Source organism: Kitasatospora sp. NPDC048722 (genome assembly GCF_040650235.1).
In the GTDB taxonomy this organism is placed as follows: domain Bacteria; phylum Actinomycetota; class Actinomycetes; order Streptomycetales; family Streptomycetaceae; genus Kitasatospora.
Genome location: NZ_JBEZGX010000074.1, coordinates 23,148 through 39,008 on the forward strand (window position 1 = coordinate 23,148; position 15,861 = coordinate 39,008).

The window sequence follows — 15,861 nt, forward strand, 5'->3', positions numbered from 1 at the left end:
GCAGTGGCGGCCCCGCACGAGACACCTGTCGACGTGTCCAGTCCACGATTCCCCCGTTTCGTGCACTCATCACCTGCGTGGGGGCGTTGGCGATCACGCCGAGCGGCCGGTGCCAATTCGGTACGGATCGTGGGATATTGCTACGCCCCGCAACCATCCTCCCCTTGTCCTGCCACTGATGACAACACCCTTGTTGCCGGTGTCACACCAGGGGGGTTGCCGGTCGGCCGCGGGGCTCTGCTTTTCGGTCAGCTCCGAGGATCCTCGGGCGACTTGAGTCGACGTCAGGGAGGTGTGCTCACTCCCCGGCACTCTCAACTTATAGCGCACCGGGGGTCTTGCGGCAAGGCCCCCGCCGCCCCGCAGAATCACCACCTCAAGGTCTCAACCTGCGCAAACGGGGAGTCACGACGATGCGAGTGGTGCTGTCGACGTACGGGTCGCGCGGAGACGTCGAGCCGATGGCGGCGCTGGCCGTGCGGCTGCGCGAGCGCGGCGCCGAGGTGCGGGTGTGCGCGCCGCCGGACGAGGAGTTCGCCGAGCGGCTGGCCGGCGTCGGTGTGGAGCTGGTGCCGGCCGGCCCGTCGGTACGGGAGCTGGTGACGGGTGTGCGGCCGATGGCGGGGAGCTTCCAGGAGCGCGCCGCCCGGTTGGCCGCGGGCTACTTCGACGCGGTGTCCGCGGCGGCCGGGGGTGCCGACGCGGTGGTGGCGACGGGCCTGTTCCCGACCGTGGCCGGGGCGCGGTCGGCGGCCGAGAAGCTGGGCGTCCACTTCGCCTACGCGGCGTTGCAGCCGACCATGCTGCCGTCCCCGCATCACCCGCCGTTCGCGTACCCCGGCCACCCGCACCCGGCGGGCGTCACCGACAACCGGGTCCTGTGGGAGCTGAACGTCGGGGTCATGAACGAGCTGTTCGGCGGGCCGGTCAACGAGCACCGCGCCACGGTCGGCCTGCCCCCGGTGGACGACGTGCGCACCCACGTCTTCACCGACCGTCCGTGGCTGGCGACGGACCCGGTGCTCGGGCCCTGGGAGCGGCCGGCCGACCTCGACGCCGTGCAGAGCGGCGCGTGGATCCTGCCGGACGACCGCCCGCTCGCGGTGGACCTGGTGGCGTTCCTGGAGTCCGGCGAGCCCCCGGTGTACGTGGGCTTCGGCAGCATGCCGATGGGGGAGTCGAGGGGGACGATCGCCGAGGACGTCGTCGACGCGGTGCGCGCGCAGGGCCGCCGGATCGTCGTCGCGCGCGGCTGGGCGGACCTGGCCCCGATCGACGGCGCCGAGGACTGCTTCGTCGTCGGCGAGGTGAACCAGCAGGCACTGTTCCCGAGGGTCGCCGCGGTCGTGCACCACGGGGGCGCGCGCACCACGACCGCGGCTGCGCGCGCCGGGACGCCGCAGGTGGTGGTGCCGCAGCTGGTCGACCAGCCGTACTGGGCCGGCCGCGTGGCCGCCCTGGCCATCGGCGTGGCGCACGACGGCCCGGTGCCTACCGCGGGTTCCCTGTCCGCCGCGCTCGGGACGGCCCTCGGCCCGGAGCCGCGCGCCCGGGCCGCCGCCGTCGCGGGCACGGTCCGCGCGGACGGTGCCGCGGTGGCGGCGGAGCACCTGCTGGAGCTGGTGGGCGCGGGGCGCTGACCCCTGCGAGGCGCAGGCCCGCGGGAAACGCAGGCCCGTGGGAAGCGCCTACGGCGCCGGCGAGGCCGTGGACGCCGGGACGGGCGGGCCGGTGAGCAGGGTGCCGGTGTCGGAGTAGGGCCAGCCGTTCGGCACGCAGCCGTGCATGCCCTTGATCTGCTGCATCATCACCGGTGCGGGTGCGCCCGCACCGGGGCAGTCGACGTGTCCGTTCCCGAGGATGTGGCCGACCTCGTGGTTGATCGCGAGCGCGTGGTAGAGCTCGGGGCGCCCGGTGTAGAACTGCGTGAGGTCCGTCCAGCGCTTGGCGTTGATGACGACCTGCTTGCCGGCCGCGCAGTTCACCGTGCCGCCGGTGTCCAGCCCGTACTGGCCGCAGATCCGGTCGGTGGACTCCGGGGTGGCCAGGTACACCGTGAAGTCCACCGGGTCGGCGGCCACCCGTTGGAAGGAGGCGGTGCCGCCGGCCGCCCAGCCCTGCCGGACGTTGTCGAGGACGGCGTCCACGTCGGCGGCGAACTGTTCGGGGCGCTGCGGCAGCCCGTTCTCCACCCGCACCTTGTACCGGTACAGGCGCTCGCCGGTGCCGGCGCGGTCGGTGCCGCCGGTGGCCGTGGTGAACGCGAGCGGCTTCGGCTCGTGGTGCCACGGCTGCCACCAGAGCAGCCCGCCGGTGAGCGCGGCGACCACCGCGAGGGCGAGCAGGCCGGTGCGTATTCGGCCGGGGGTCGGACGGATGGTTGCCATGGGTGCGATCTCCTGAGCCGGGGACTTACGTGGAGGACGACGCTCCCGGCAGTGCTTCCGGTTCACCCGGACGGCCCTGTCCCGTCGCCGGGGTGTGATGGGCTTGGGCGAGGCTTGGGCGAACGGAGAGAGGATCCTCGATGAGCCACGCCCGCGTGTCGGGCCGCACCTCGATGCTGGCCCGGGCCGTCTGGTCGTACGTCCGGAGGGCGCCGGGCACGTTCGTCTGGCTGGCGATCCTGCTCGGCACCACCCTCGTGATCGACCGGGTGAGCCCGAGGGTGGCCCACCACATCCTGGAGAAGCGCTCGACCAACCTGCACCACCTGGAGGTCGCGCCGCTGAGGGTGCTGTTCAGCAGCGCCCTGTGGATCGAGGGCGGCGGCTGGTGGTTCTACCTCGTGCTCTACAACGTCTTCCACGTGCCCGCCGAGCGGTGGCTCGGCACCGTGCGCTGGCTCGCGGTCGTCCTGATCGCGCACATCGGTGCGACGTACATCAGCGAGGGCGTGCTGTACTGGGCGATCAGCCGGGGCCTCGCCCCGCACCGGGCCGTCTACACGCTCGACGTCGGTGTGAGCTACGCCCTCGCGGGCATCGTCGCCGTGCTCACGTACGCCCTCGCCCGCCCCTGGCGGTACGTCTACGCGGCGGGCGTGGTCGTGTTCTACGGCTACGGCCTGCTGCACAGCCGCGACTTCACCAGCGCCGGCCACTTCACCGCCGTCCTCATCGGCCTCGCCTGCTACCCGTTCACGCGGGGGCGTCCCGCCGCGTTCGACCCGGTCGCAGCGGCGCGCACCGCCTGGCGGCGGGTCCGCGGGCACGGGCGCCCCCGCGGGCCCCGGAGCTTCTAGGATCGGAAGCGAGACCGCCCCCGCGAGCGGAGCCAGGAAGGCGGGTGGCGCCGATGACACCCAGGGACGGCCCGTGGCCGCCCTACCTGCGCGTGCTGCCGTGGCTGCTGGTCGCCGGCGGCCTGTTGTGGAACGCCATCGACACGACGAACTACTGGGGCGACCCGATGGTGGCCGCCGCCGCCGTCCTGGCGGGCGCGCTGCTGCCGCTGCGGGACACGCTCGCCGTCGCCGCCGCCAACGTGGTGGGCATCGTCGCGCTGTCCTTCCGCGACGGCACGGTCGGCACCGAGGGCGGCTACCTGGAGCTCACGAACACCGTGTTCGCCGCGCTGCTGGGCGTCTGGATCAACCGGGTCGTCGCCCGTCAGGGGCGGCGGCTGGCGACGGTGCGCGGCGTCGCCGAGGCGGCCCAGCTGGCCGTCCTGCCCGCGCCACCGGACCGGGCGGGGGACCTGACGGTGGCCGCCTGCTACCGGGCGGCCCAGACGGAGGCGCTGATCGGCGGCGACGCGTACGCCGTCCAGGAGACCCCGTACGGCGTGCGGCTGATCATCGCGGACGTGCGGGGAAAGGGTCTGCCGGCGGTCGCGACGGTGTCGGTGCTGCTCGGTGCGTTCCGGGAGAACGCCTCCCGCGCCTCGGACCTGGTCGCGCTCGCGGACGCGCTGGAGCAGTCGCTGGCCCGCGAGAGCGCCCACCGCGACGAGGAGGTGCGGACGGAGGGGTTCAGTACGGCGCTGCTCGCGGAGTTCCCGAGCAGTCGGGACACCGTGCACGTCCTGAGCTGTGGCCACCCCGGGCCGTACCTGCTGGGCGGCCCGGGCGGGGTACGGCGCCTGGACGCGGCCGACCCCGGCCTGCCGCTCGGCATGGGCGCGCTGGGCCCGGCCCGCTCGGGGCCGGACCGGTGGCCGTTCCCGGCCGGGCACACGCTGCTGCTGGTCACGGACGGCGTCACCGAGGCCAGGGACGGGGCCGGGCGGTTCTACGACCCGGTGAAGGGCCTCGCCCCGCTGGGCCCGTTCGCCGGGCCGGGGGAGGTGCTGGACGCCCTGGGGCGAGACGTGGCGTCCTGGACGGGCGGCCCGCGGGACGACGACATGGCCGTCCTCGCCGTCACTCGTCCGTGAGTTCTACTCTTGCTCCGTGAGTGCGCACGCGACGCTCGACGACGCCACGGAGGCCGACCTCGAAGGCCTGGAGACGCTGGTCCGGCTGCTGGCCGGGCGGGGCGTCGTGGTGCTCAGCGGCGCGGGGCTGTCGACGGAGTCCGGCATCCCCGACTACCGGGGTGCCACGGGCAGCCGGCGCCGTCGCGCGCCGATGACGTACCAGGAGTTCACCGGCGGCGAGGAGGCCCGCCGCCGGTACTGGGCGCGCAGCCACACCGGCTGGCGCACGATCGCGGGGGCCGAGCCCAACGCCGGGCACCGGGTGGTGGAGCGACTGCGCCGCTCGGGCCACGTGGCGGCGGTGATCACCCAGAACGTCGACGGCCTGCACCGCGCCGCCGGCACCCGGGCGGCCGTCGAGCTGCACGGCGGACTGCACCGGGTGGTGTGCCTGGAGTGCGGGCGCACCAGCGCGCGCGAGGAGCTGGACGGCCGGCTGGAGGAGCTGAACCCGGGCTTCCGCGCGGCCGGGGCGGAGGTCCGCCCGGACGGCGATGCCGAGCTGCCGCAGGAGCTGGTCGACGCGTTCCGGGTCGCCCCCTGCGGGGCGTGCGGCGGGGTCCTCAAACCGGACGTCGTGTTCTTCGGCGAGAGCGTGCCGAAGCCCCGGGTCGAGCGCTGCTTCGGGCTGGTGGACGCCGGACAGGCGCTGGTCGTGCTCGGCTCCTCCCTCACCGTGATGTCGGGCCTGCGCTTCGTGCGGCACGCGGCCCGTGCGGGCACCCCGGTGGCGATCGTCAACCAGGGGCGGACCCGCGGCGACGACTTGGCCGCGGCCCGGATCGACCTGCCGCTGGGCGCAGTCCTGACCGAGGCCGCGCACCGGGTCGGCTGACTCCGGGCCCGCTGGCCCCGGGCCCGCAATTCCTCGGGTCGGCCAAAGCGCTGCTTGGGAACACATCGGCGGTGCTTATGGCCAAACGCACCCGTTCGAGTGAGTTTGGCGGGGCACGGTAGCCCTGCGTACTGGTGCGTCCGCATATCGGTGAACCTAAACGTCCTCACACGAACCCGGATCGGCGGCAACAATCTGACGCATCGTCGGATCAGCCGATCAACGGGAGGGGACCGCACGTGACCACCGAGGCCGTCCAGCAGAGCCAGCAGAGCCTCAGTACCTCCGCCGCCCGGAACCTCGCCACCACCACCAAGACCGTGCCGCAGATGCTCGGGATCACCCCGCGCTACCTGCTGCGCGCGCTGCCCTGGGTGGACCTGGAGGCCGGGGTCTTCCGCGTCAACCGCCGCCGTGGCTTCATCCTCGGCGACGGGCTGATCAGCACCTACGTCGACGGCGCCGGCGCCAACCAGGTCGTCGCCGAGGACCTGCGTGAACTGGCCTTCCTCAGCCAGGTGGACAGCCCGCTGCTCGCCGCGCTCGCCAGCGCCTTCGTCGAGCGCGAGGTCGCGCCCGGCGAGCTGATCGTCGAGGCCGGCACCCCCGCCGACCAGCTGCACATCATCGCGTTCGGCCGCGCCGAGAAGCGCGCGACCAACGAGTACGGCGCGGACGCCCTGCTGGCCGTCCTCGGCGAGGGCGACTTCTTCGACGGCGCCGAGTGGGCCAACGGCACCGACACGACGTACCGGGTCAAGGCCGTGAGCGCGTGCACCGTGCTCTCCGTCGACCGCCGCACGCTCGTCGAACTCGCCGACCGGGAGCCCTCGTTGCGGGCGCAGCTCGACGAGTTCGCCGCCGCGTCCGTGCGGCCGTCGACCGACCGCGAGCACCCGATCGAGCTCCGGTCGGGCCACGCCGGCGAGCCGTACCTGCCGGAGACCTTCGTGGACTACGAGGACAGCCCGCGCGAGTACGAGCTCAGCATCGCGCAGACCGTCCTGCGCGTGCACACCCGCGTCGCGGACGTCTACAACTCCGGCATCGACCAGGTCCAGGCCCAGTTGCGGTTGACCGTCGAGGCGCTGCGCGAGCGCCAGGAGTGGGAGATGCTCAACAACGCCGAGTACGGCCTGCTCAACAACGTCGCCGCGAGCCAGCGCGTGCGCACCCGCAAGGGCGCGCCGACCCCGGACGACATGGACGAGCTGCTCACCCGGGTCTGGAAGCAGCCCGCGTTCTTCCTCGCCCATCCCCGCGCCATCGCCGCGTTCGGCCGCGAGTGCACCCGGCGCGGGGTGCCGCCGCAGATCGTCGAGCTGTTCGGCAGCCCGTTCCTCACCTGGCGCGGCGTGCCGCTGCTGCCCTCCGACAAGCTCGACCTCAAGGGCTCGGCGAACTCGGCGCCCGGCACCACCAACATCCTGCTGATGCGCGTCGGCGAGGACCGCCAGGGCGTCGTCGGCCTGCGCCCGGCGAAGGTGCCGGACGAGGTCGAGCCGGGCCTCGCGGTGCGGGCGATGGGCGTCGACCGGCAGGCCATCACCTCGTACCTGGTGACCAGTTACTTCTCCACCGCCGCCCTGGTGGACGACGCGGTCGCGGTGCTCCAGAACGTCGAGGTGTCCAACTACCATGACTACTCCTGACGGATTCGGGCGCGGCTCCGGGATCCACGGAGTGGCCCAACGGCCCCGCTACGGGACCGACATGGCCGCCACCCCGTTCTACTGGCTGCCGCCCCAGGCGGCCCCTTCGGGCCTGCAGATCCCGCAGGCCCCGCAGACCCCGCAGGCCCCGCAGACCCCGCAGACCCCTTCGGCTCCGGCCGCGCCCGCCGGCGCGTTCGACGTCGAGGCCGTCCGCCGCGAGTTCCCGCAGCTGCACCGGGAGGTGAACGGCCACCCGCTCGTCTGGCTGGACAACGGGGCCACCACCCTCAAGCCCCGCCAGGTCGTCGAGGCCGTCGGCGAGCACTACGCGACGAGCACCTCCAACGTCCACCGCGGCGCCCACACCCTCGCCAAACAGGCCACCCAGATCTACGAGGAGGGCCGCGCCGAGGCCGCCGAACTGCTCGGCACCCCGGACCCGGACGAGATCGTCTTCGTCCGCGGCACCACCGAGGCCGTCAACCTCGTGGCGCAGAGCTGGGGCCGGGCCAACCTCGGCGTCGGCGACGAGATCCTCGTCTCCGCCGCCGAGCACCACTCCAACCTCGTGCCCTGGCAGCTGATCGCCAGGGAGCGGCGGGCCCGGGTCGTGCCGATCCCGCTGCTCCCCGACGGGCGGCTCGACCAGGACGCCTACCGGGACCTGCTGAGCTTCCGCACCAAGCTGGTGGCGCTCACCCACGCGTCCAACGTGCTGGGTACCGTCCCGCCGGTCGGCGAGATGACGGCGCTCGCGCACCGGTACGGCGCCCGGGTGCTGATCGACGGCGCCCAGGCGGTCAGCCACTTCCCGGTCGACGTCAAGGCGCTGGACGCCGACTTCTACGCCTTCTCCGGGCACAAGATCTTCGCCCCGACCGGCATCGGCGTCCTCTACGGCAAGCGCGACGTGCTGGAGGCCATGCCCCCGTGGCAGGGTGGCGGCAACATGATCGACTCGGTCTCCTTCGACGAGACGACCTACGCCCCCGTCCCGCACCGCCTGGAGGCCGGCACCGGCCACATCGCCGGCGTCGCCGGACTGCGGGCCGCGCTGCGCTACCTGTCCGGCCTCGACCGCCAGGCCGCCACCGCGCACGAGGAACAGCTCACCGCGTACGCCACGGACGCGCTGGCCACCGTGCCCGGGCTCCGGCTGATCGGCAACGCCCCGGGGAAGATCGGCGTGCTGACCTTCCTCCTCGCCGGCGCCGACCCGATGGCCGTCGCCGCCCGGCTCGACCGGCAGGGCATCGCCGTCCGCGCCGGCCACCACTGCGCCCAGCCCGCCCTCGCCGCCTACGGCGTCCAGAGCGCGGTCCGCGCGTCGCTGGCCCTCTACAACACCGTCCAGGACGTGGACAGCCTGGTCACCGCGCTCCAGGGCGTCCAGGCCGCCTCCTGACCCGCGAACGGGCGGATGCCACCCACGGGTGGCATCCGCCCGTTCGCCGTGCCCCCGGCCCGTCAGCCGCCCGACAGGCCGGGCTCCCGGTGCGGACGGGCCGGGTTGGCGGCGGTCGTGTAGAGGACGGAGAGGAGGAACAGCCCCCCGCCCAGGTGCCAGCCCCCGCAGACGGCACTCCAGATTCCGCCCAGGAAGTGCGCCACCGCGACGACGGTCAGGCCGAACACCACACCGCGGTCCCCGGAGCGCGACCGCCGCACGGACGCGACGGCGCCCCACGCGCAGAGCGCCGCCCACAACAGGCCCAGCGCAGGGAAGACCGCGACGCCGTAGCGGGAGAAACCGGTCCCGTCGTCGTCCAGGTAGGCCACACTGCGCATGGTCCACGCCGCGTACGCGATCCAGAGACTCAGCAGGACCTCGGCGGCGAGGGCGGCACGGGCCGTGACGACGGCGAGCCTGGCACCGTCGAGGCGGGGAACTCTCACGGGGCGGTGCGCCTCCTGCATGCGGGTCCGGGGGGTCGGCCCGGGGAGCGTAGTGGATATTCAAGGTTCAGTAAAGTGCGATTTGTCAATCGGCAATGGCATGAGGGCCTTTGTATCCGTCGTGTATCGACGGGCGCTTGATCCGGCGTCGAGGTCCTCGGTGCGGCGGGGGTGTCCGATGTCTGCGGTATCGTCCCTTTCACGTTCCTGCCCCCACCCCGCCGACCGTCCGCAGAGGAGGCGTCCGTCCCGTGTCCGACGTCCGTCCGGTCCGTGTGTTGCTGGTCGAGGACGACGCGTTGATGCGGCGGGCGTTCACCGTCGCGCTGGAGCGGTACGGGTACGGGATGACGGCCGCGGCGGACGGGCTCACCGGGCTGGAGCTGTTCCGTGAGCGGCAGTTCGACCTGCTGATCCTGGACGTCATGCTGCCCGGCCTGGACGGGATCGGGCTGTGCCGCAGGGTGCGGGAGACGAGCCTGGTGCCCGTGCTGATGATGTCCGCCCGGGGGGACGGGCTCGACGTCGTCGCGGGACTGGAGGCCGGCGCGGACGACTACGTGGTCAAACCCGTGGACACGTTCGTACTGGTCGCGCGCATCCGCTCGCTGCTGCGACGGGCGACCTACGCGCCGGCGCCGGGCCCGGAGCCGGAGCCGGCCGAGCCGGAAGGCGAGGTGCTCGCCTTCGGGGACCTCGCCATCGACACCGCCGGTTTGGTCGTGTCCGTCGCCGGGGAGCCCGTCGCGCTGACGCCGACGGAGCTGAAGGTGCTCCTGGAGTTCGCCGCCCGGCCGGGCGTCGTGCTGGAGCGGCACACCCTGCTGCGCGACGTGTGGGACTACGGCTGGGACGGCGACAGCCGGGTCGTCGACCTGTGCGTCCAGCGGCTGCGCCGCAAGCTGGGGCGGGACCGGATCGAGACGGTCCGGGGCTTCGGCTACAAGCTCAGGCGCTGAGCCCGGTGCGATCGCCCGGGCGTCCGCGCCGCACGTCCCTGCGGTGGAAGATCGCCGCGCTGGCCGCCCTCACCGCCTGCCTGGTCGCGGTGGCCGTCGGCGTGCTGGTGCACGTGTGGACGGCGCAGGACATCCGCGACCGCGCCGACGCGCAGGCCTTCAACACCGTCTACTCCGCCATGGACGTCTACCGCCGCACCGGCGCGCTCGCGGACGGCGCCGAGCTCGACCCGGCCGGCCTGCCCGCCGCACTGCGCGACCCGGCCGACGGCGAGCGGCACACGGCCCACGACGGGAGCGTCCAGGGCAACCTCGGCCCGAGCGTCTGGGGCGCCCAGCGCACCGCCGGTCCCGGCAGCCCGGTGCTCGCCGTCCGGGTCAACATGAGCCCCGACCTCCACACCCTGAGCCGCCTCGACGCGACCGTCGCGGTCGCCTCGCTGGTCGCCCTCGGCGCCGCCGTGCCCGTCGCGGTCTACGGCGCCGGGCTGCTCGGCCGCCGGCTGCGCCGCGTCTCCGAGACCGCGGGCCGCATCACCGCCGGGGACCTCGACGCCCGCACCGGCCCGGGCGGCGGCCGCGACGAGGTGGCCGACATCGCCGCCGCAGTCGACCTCATGGCCGACAGCCTCGGCCAACGCCTGCGCGCCGAACGGCAGTTCACCGCCGACGTGGCCCACGAGCTGCGCACCCCGGTGGGCGGCCTGCTCGCCGCCGTCGACCTCCTGCCGCCCGGCGACACCGAGGACCTGCTGCGCGCCCGCGTGCGCGACCTGCGCGGCCTGGTCGAGGACCTCCTGGAGATCTCCCGCCTCGACGCGGGCGCCGAACGCCCCGTCCGCGCCCCGGTGCCGCTCGGCGCAGTCGTCGCGGAGGCGGTGGCGCGCACCGGTCTGGACGCCGAAGTCACCGTGGCGGACCGGGAGTTCCGGGTGGAGACCGACCCGCGCCGACTGGAGCGCATCGTCGGCAACCTCGTCGTCAACGCCCACCGCCACGGCACCACGCCCGTGCACGTCCGCGTCGAGGGCCGGACGGTGGCCGTGCGCGACCACGGCCCCGGCTACCCGCCCGACCTGCTGCTCCACGGCCCGCGCCGCTTCCACACCGGCGCCCGCGAACGCGGCACCGGCCACGGCCTCGGCCTGACCATCGCCCTCGGCCAGGCCCGGCTCCTCGGCGCCGACCTGCGCCTGGACAACGCCCCGGACGGCGGCGCCCTCGCCACCCTTCGCCTGCCGCCCGACTGACGCGTTACACGGAACCGCTGCACACCGGAGCGGCCGTTGATACACGGCTGCCCAGGGCTCCGATACGTTCCCCCGACACCCTCTGAAGTGCACGTCCCCGCACCGAAGAGGAGCCCCCGTGACACCCGATCCGCTCGCCCTGCACCACGCGCCCGGCATCGCCGCCGCCACCACCGGCCTGACCAAGGTCTACGGCTCCGGAGACACCCGGGTCACCGCCCTCGACGGCGTCAGCATCGGCTTCCGGGAGGGCGAGTTCACCGCCATCATGGGCCCGTCCGGCTGCGGCAAGTCCACCCTGATGCACTGCGCCGCCGGGCTCGACACCCCCACCTCCGGCTCGGTGCGCATCGGCACCACCGAGCTCGGCACGCTCGACGACCGGCAGCTCACCCGGCTGCGCCGGGACCGGATCGGCTTCGTATTCCAGGCGTTCAACCTCCTGCCGACGCTCACCGCGCTGGAGAACATCACGCTGCCGCTGGCCATCGCCGGGCGCGGCCCCGACCAGCGCTGGCTGGACCGGGTGGTCGCCATGGTCGGCCTCGCCGAGCGGCTCGGCCACCGGCCCGCCCAGCTGTCCGGCGGGCAGCAGCAGCGGGTGGCGGTCGCCCGCGCGCTGGCCGGGCAGCCCGCCGTGGTGTTCGCGGACGAGCCGACCGGCAACCTCGACTCCCGCGCCGGGACGGAGGTCCTCGGCTTCCTGCGCGACTCGGTCCGCGAGCTGGGCCGGACGGTCGTCATGGTCACCCACGACCCGGTCGCCGCCGCCTTCGCCGACCGCGCGGTCTTCCTCTCCGACGGCCGGCTGGTCGACGAGATGGTGCGCCCCACGCCCGACCGCGTGCTGGACGTCATGCAGAGCTTCGACGCGCGCGTCGCCCGCTGACGCCGCCAACCGCCCAGGAAGAAACCCATGTTGACAACAGCCCTGCGCAACGTCCTGGCGCACAAGGCCCGGCTGGCGATGACCGTGCTCGCGGTCTGCCTCGGGGTCGCGTTCGTGTCCGGCACCCTCGTGTTCGCGGACTCCACCGCGGCGGCCCACCGCGCCGCCGCCTCGAAGAACTTCGCCGGCGTCGCGCTCACCGTCACGGCCAAGGAGCCCCGGCCCGGCGCCGGCACCGACCAGCCGGCCGGTGTGCTCGACGACGCGCTCGTGCGGAAGCTGGCCGACGTCCCCGGCGTCGCCGCCGTCCGGCCGTCCGCCGACGGCTCGGCCGTCCTGAACGCGGCGGACGGCACGCCGCTGCGGATCGGCGCCCGCTGGGCGAACCAGGCCGCCGCCTACGTCCCCGGCAAGGACGGGACGGACAGCCGCTACCCGCTGGTGGAGGGCCGCGCGCCCCGCGGCGGCGACGAGATCGCCGTGGACCGCGGCACGGCCGCCGCCGGCCGGCTGCGGATCGGCGACCCGGTCACCCTCGCCACCGACGGGCCGGCCACGACCAAACGCCTCGTCGGCATCGTCACCACCGACGACACCCGGGTGACGGCCGCCGGCACGCTCGTCCTGTTCGACCGGGCGACGGCCCAGCAGCTGTTCGCCACCCCCGGCCACTACACCGGGATCGACCTGGCCGCCGCGCCCGGCACAGACCCGGCCGACCTCGCCCGCGAGGTCGCCGCCGTGCTCCCCGCCGACCGGGCCGAGGCCACCACCGGCGCCGCCCGGGCCGCCCAGCAGACGATCCTCGTCGACACCCTCACCCGCGGCTACGAGAAGCTGCCGCTGCTCTTCGCCGGCGTCTCGCTCTTCATCGCCTCGTTCCTCATCGTCAACACCTTCACCATGCTCGTCGCCCGGCGCACCCGCGAGATCGCGCTCCTGCGGGCGATCGGCGCGCAGCGCCGCCAGGTGGCGCGGTCCGTCCTGCTGGAGGCCCTCGTGGTCGGGCTCGCCGCGTCGGCGGCCGGATTCCCGCTGGGCCTCGGCATCGCCGCCGCGCTGCCCGGCCTCCTCGGCGACGGGCTGCCGCGCGGCCCCCTCGTGATCGGCCCGGGATCCGTCACGGCGGCGCTCGCCGTGGGCGTGGGCGTCACCGTGCTCGCCGCGTGGCTGCCGTCCCGCCGGGCGGCGAGGGTCGCGCCGATCGAGGCGCTGCGCACGGCCGAACAGCCGCCGCCCGCACACCGGTCGCACCTCCGCGCCGCGGCGGGCCTCGTCCTGGTCGCGCTCGCCGCGGCCCTGCTGGTGCCGTTGCGCGGCGCGAAAGACGCCTCGGAGGCGAACCTGCAGAGCGCGATGCTCGGCTGCGCCGTGCTGGTCTGCGGCCTGATCGCGCTCGCGCCGGTGCTCGCCGCGCCGGTGATCCGGACGTTCGGCAGGCTCACCGGCCGCCTCGGCGTCGCCGGGCGCCTCGCCCGGGAGAACGCGCTGCGCGACCCCCGGCGCACCGCCGCGACCGCCGCCACCCTCATGATCAGCACCGCGCTCGTCACCGGCCTCGCCACCATCGGGCACTCCGCCGCGCAGGCCCTCGACCACCGGGCCGCCGCCGGGCTCGCCGCCGACTACGTGGTCGGCTCCCGCTCCACCATGGACGGCGTCGACCCGGCCGCCGTCGGACGGATCGCCGCCACCCCGGGCGTGCGGACGGCGAGCGCCGTCGCGGACTCCACCCTGGTGGCCGGCGGCACGGTCCTGGAGGTCGCGGGCGTCGACCCCGACGGCGTCGGCGCCGTCCTGAGGCCGGACGTGACCGGTGGTTCCCTGGCGGACCTCGGTCCGGGCCGGGTCGCCGTCTCCGCCACCGTCGCCCGCGAACACCACCTCGCCCCGGGCGACCGCCTCGACGCCCGCATGGGCCGCGCCCAGGACGCCCGCCCGTACACCGTCGTCGCGGTCTACCGGGACAACCCGACGGCACGGGACGTGCTCGCCGCACGCGCCGAGGTGGCGCAGAACAGCTACCTGCCCGGCTCCGTCCAGCGCGTCCTCGTCCGCACCGCCGACGGCACCTCCTCCCCGGCCCTCGAACGGCGGCTGCGCACCGCCGTCGGCAACAGCCCGCTGGTGAAGGTGCAGGACCGCGCGCAGCTCGTCCGCGAGGCGGCCGGGGTCATGGGCGACCTGCTGGCCGTCATGTACGGCCTGCTCGCCGTCGGCGCGCTGATCGGCGCGCTCGGCATCGTCAACACCCTGGCCGTGTCCGTCGCCGAACGCACCCGCGAGATCGGCGTCCTGCGCGCCGTCGGCCTGGACCGCGCGGGCGTCCGGCGGATGATCCGGCTGGAGGCGGTGACCGTCGCCGCGTACGGCACCCTCCTCGGCCTGGCGGCCGGCCTGGCCGGCGCGTGGGCGGTCGGCCCGTTGGCCACCGGCGCGGTGGAGCACTACACGCTGGCGCTGCCGTGGGGCACGCTGCTCCTCGTGTGCGTGGTCTCGCTCGCGATCGGCGCCCTCGCCGCCGCCGTCCCGGCCCGCAGGGCGGCCGCCCTGGGCCCGTTGGCGGCAGCCTCCGAGGCGTGAGGCGCCCGTTCCGCCCGCCCCCACCCCCGTCGGGGGCGGGCGGAAGCCTCGACCGGTGTCAGAGTCCGAGGAGTTCGGCGAAGGTCCCGCCCAGCACGCGGTCGCGCAGTTCACCGGGCGGCGTGGCGCGCTCGACCGTCGTGCGGGTGACGACGGGGTCGCCGTAGGGCGCGTCCGAGCCGAAGAGCGTCCGGTCGGGCACCTCGCGGATCGCCAGCCGCACGGCGAACACGACGCTCACCGTGGACAGTTCGAGGTACAGGTTCGGGGGCTCCCGGGCCAGCTCGATCGCCTGCAGCCAGTGGAGTCCGCCGAGCTGGCTGAGCACGAGCGGCACGCGCGGGTGACGGCGGGCGAGGCCGGCCACCGTCGCGATGTCGCCGGCGGTGGTCGGCGCGAAGCCGTGGACGACGACCGGCAGCCCGCCGTGGTCGGCGGCGGCGCGCAGCACCGGCTCGACCAGGCCCGCGCCGTCCGGCGGCGGCGTCAGCTCGCCGATGCCCCGGAAGCCCCGTGCGACGACGTCCCGCTGCACCTCCTCGGCGATCCGCTCGGCCGGCACGTCCAGTCGCACCTTGCCGAAGCCGATGAACCGGTCCGGGTGCGCCGCGCAGACGGCGGCGAGCTCGTCCACCGCCGCCGCGTGCGCGTCGGTCCCGGAGGTGCCGGAGGTCCCGGAGGTCCCGGAGGTCCGCCCGCCGAGCGTGTCGTGCAGGACGCGCATCTCCCGCTTGAAGGCGGCCAGGTCGGCGGCACGCTCCGGGTGCGGCCGGGTGCCGAAGAGCACGGCGCGGTCGACGCCGGCCTCGTCGAGCAGGGCGAGGTGGTCGTGCACCGGGTCGTGGACATGGCTGTGCGCGTCGATGATCAACGGAATCTCCTGGTCGGTGCCGCGGTGCGGGGACGGGTACTGGTGTTGAACCCTGACACCGTGACAAGGTCAAGCCGAACGGGGAGCGGGGCGCGATGAGGATCGGCGAACTGGCGCGGCGCAGCGGCACGAGCGAGCGCCTGATCCGCTACTACGAGCGGGTCGGCCTGCTCACGTCGACCCGTCTCCCCAACGGCTACCGGGACTTCGACCCGTCCGCCGAGCGGACCGTGCGCCAGGTCCGCGCCCTGCTGGCGGCCGGGCTGCCGACGCGGACGATCCAGCAGCTCCTGCCCTGCGGCGAGCCGGACGGCCCGCTGCGCGCGTGTCCGGGGGTGCTGCGCAAGCTGCGCACCCAGCTCGCCGAACTCGACCGCCGCGCGGAGGAGTTGGGCCAGGCCCGGCAGGCCCTGCGGCAGGCCGTCGCGGCCGCCGAGGCGGCCGGCCTGCCCTTGGCGGCCTGAGTCGCGGCAGGGGGGGGGGCGCCCGGGGGCCCGCCCCCGC

Annotated in this window: 14 protein-coding genes; 11 read left to right on the forward strand and 3 right to left on the reverse strand. The window is 74.7% G+C overall.

Features of this window, described 5'->3' with window-relative positions; translation table 11 throughout:
* Positions 1-413 precede the first annotated feature (413 nt).
* Positions 414-1,640 (forward strand): glycosyltransferase, encoded by a 1,227-nt coding sequence (locus tag AB0C76_RS36045; RefSeq protein ID WP_359973826.1) that lies wholly within the window; start codon positions 414-416, stop codon positions 1,638-1,640.
* A gap of 48 nt (positions 1,641-1,688) precedes the next feature.
* Here AB0C76_RS36045 and AB0C76_RS36050 read toward each other — a convergent pair whose 3' ends face one another.
* Positions 1,689-2,387: a DUF3152 domain-containing protein gene (locus tag AB0C76_RS36050; protein WP_359973828.1), complete on the reverse strand. Its 699-nt coding sequence runs from the start codon at positions 2,385-2,387 to the stop codon at positions 1,689-1,691.
* A gap of 140 nt (positions 2,388-2,527) precedes the next feature.
* Between AB0C76_RS36050 and AB0C76_RS36055 the strand changes: the two genes are divergently transcribed.
* The 5 genes from AB0C76_RS36055 to AB0C76_RS36075 all read left to right on the forward strand — a co-directional run bounded on the left by AB0C76_RS36055 (position 2,528) and on the right by AB0C76_RS36075 (position 8,314).
* Positions 2,528-3,244, forward strand: coding sequence for a rhomboid-like protein (locus AB0C76_RS36055; protein ID WP_359973830.1), 717 nt, complete (start codon positions 2,528-2,530; stop codon positions 3,242-3,244).
* 53 nt (positions 3,245-3,297) lie between these two features.
* A complete protein-coding gene (locus AB0C76_RS36060; RefSeq protein ID WP_359973832.1) occupies positions 3,298-4,377 on the forward strand; it encodes a PP2C family protein-serine/threonine phosphatase in 1,080 nt (359 codons plus the stop codon).
* A 16-nt stretch (positions 4,378-4,393) separates the two neighbouring features.
* Complete coding sequence (locus AB0C76_RS36065; RefSeq protein ID WP_359973834.1) at positions 4,394-5,254, forward strand: NAD-dependent protein deacetylase; 861 nt, start codon at positions 4,394-4,396, stop codon at positions 5,252-5,254.
* Positions 5,255-5,493: 239 nt separating this feature from the next.
* A complete protein-coding gene (locus AB0C76_RS36070; protein WP_359973836.1) occupies positions 5,494-6,906 on the forward strand; it encodes a family 2B encapsulin nanocompartment shell protein in 1,413 nt (470 codons plus the stop codon).
* Positions 6,893-8,314: a SufS family cysteine desulfurase gene (locus AB0C76_RS36075; RefSeq protein ID WP_359973838.1), complete on the forward strand. Its 1,422-nt coding sequence runs from the start codon at positions 6,893-6,895 to the stop codon at positions 8,312-8,314. The genes AB0C76_RS36070 and AB0C76_RS36075 overlap by 14 nt, the downstream gene beginning before the upstream one ends.
* A 62-nt stretch (positions 8,315-8,376) precedes the next feature.
* Here AB0C76_RS36075 and AB0C76_RS36080 read toward each other — a convergent pair whose 3' ends face one another.
* Positions 8,377-8,805 carry a hypothetical protein gene (locus AB0C76_RS36080; RefSeq protein ID WP_359973840.1) on the reverse strand — a complete coding sequence of 143 codons (429 nt, stop codon included), beginning with the start codon at positions 8,803-8,805 and terminating at the stop codon, positions 8,377-8,379.
* A gap of 251 nt (positions 8,806-9,056) precedes the next feature.
* Between AB0C76_RS36080 and cseB the strand changes: the two genes are divergently transcribed.
* The 4 genes from cseB to AB0C76_RS36100 all read left to right on the forward strand — a co-directional run bounded on the left by cseB (position 9,057) and on the right by AB0C76_RS36100 (position 14,486).
* The gene (gene cseB / locus AB0C76_RS36085; protein ID WP_359973842.1) at positions 9,057-9,764 is read left to right on the forward strand and encodes a two-component system response regulator CseB; all 708 of its coding nucleotides are present in this window, start codon (positions 9,057-9,059) and stop codon (positions 9,762-9,764) included.
* A 5-nt stretch (positions 9,765-9,769) separates the two neighbouring features.
* The gene (locus AB0C76_RS36090) at positions 9,770-11,014 is read left to right on the forward strand and encodes a HAMP domain-containing sensor histidine kinase (RefSeq protein ID WP_359973844.1); all 1,245 of its coding nucleotides are present in this window, start codon (positions 9,770-9,772) and stop codon (positions 11,012-11,014) included.
* A 118-nt stretch (positions 11,015-11,132) separates the two neighbouring features.
* Complete coding sequence (locus AB0C76_RS36095) at positions 11,133-11,903, forward strand: ABC transporter ATP-binding protein (RefSeq protein WP_359973845.1); 771 nt, start codon at positions 11,133-11,135, stop codon at positions 11,901-11,903.
* Positions 11,904-11,930: 27 nt separating this feature from the next.
* Positions 11,931-14,486, forward strand: coding sequence for an FtsX-like permease family protein (locus AB0C76_RS36100; RefSeq protein WP_359973847.1), 2,556 nt, complete (start codon positions 11,931-11,933; stop codon positions 14,484-14,486).
* Positions 14,487-14,544: 58 nt separating this feature from the next.
* Here the strand turns inward: AB0C76_RS36100 and AB0C76_RS36105 are convergent, their stop codons facing one another.
* Positions 14,545-15,357, reverse strand: coding sequence for an amidohydrolase family protein (locus AB0C76_RS36105; protein ID WP_359973849.1), 813 nt, complete (start codon positions 15,355-15,357; stop codon positions 14,545-14,547).
* Between the two features lie 95 nt (positions 15,358-15,452).
* On the opposite strand from AB0C76_RS36105, the gene AB0C76_RS36110 reads away from it, so the two are divergent.
* Positions 15,453-15,821, forward strand: a complete 369-nt coding sequence (locus tag AB0C76_RS36110; protein WP_359973851.1) for a MerR family transcriptional regulator — start codon at positions 15,453-15,455, stop codon at positions 15,819-15,821.
* The last annotated feature ends 40 nt before the right edge of the window (positions 15,822-15,861 follow it).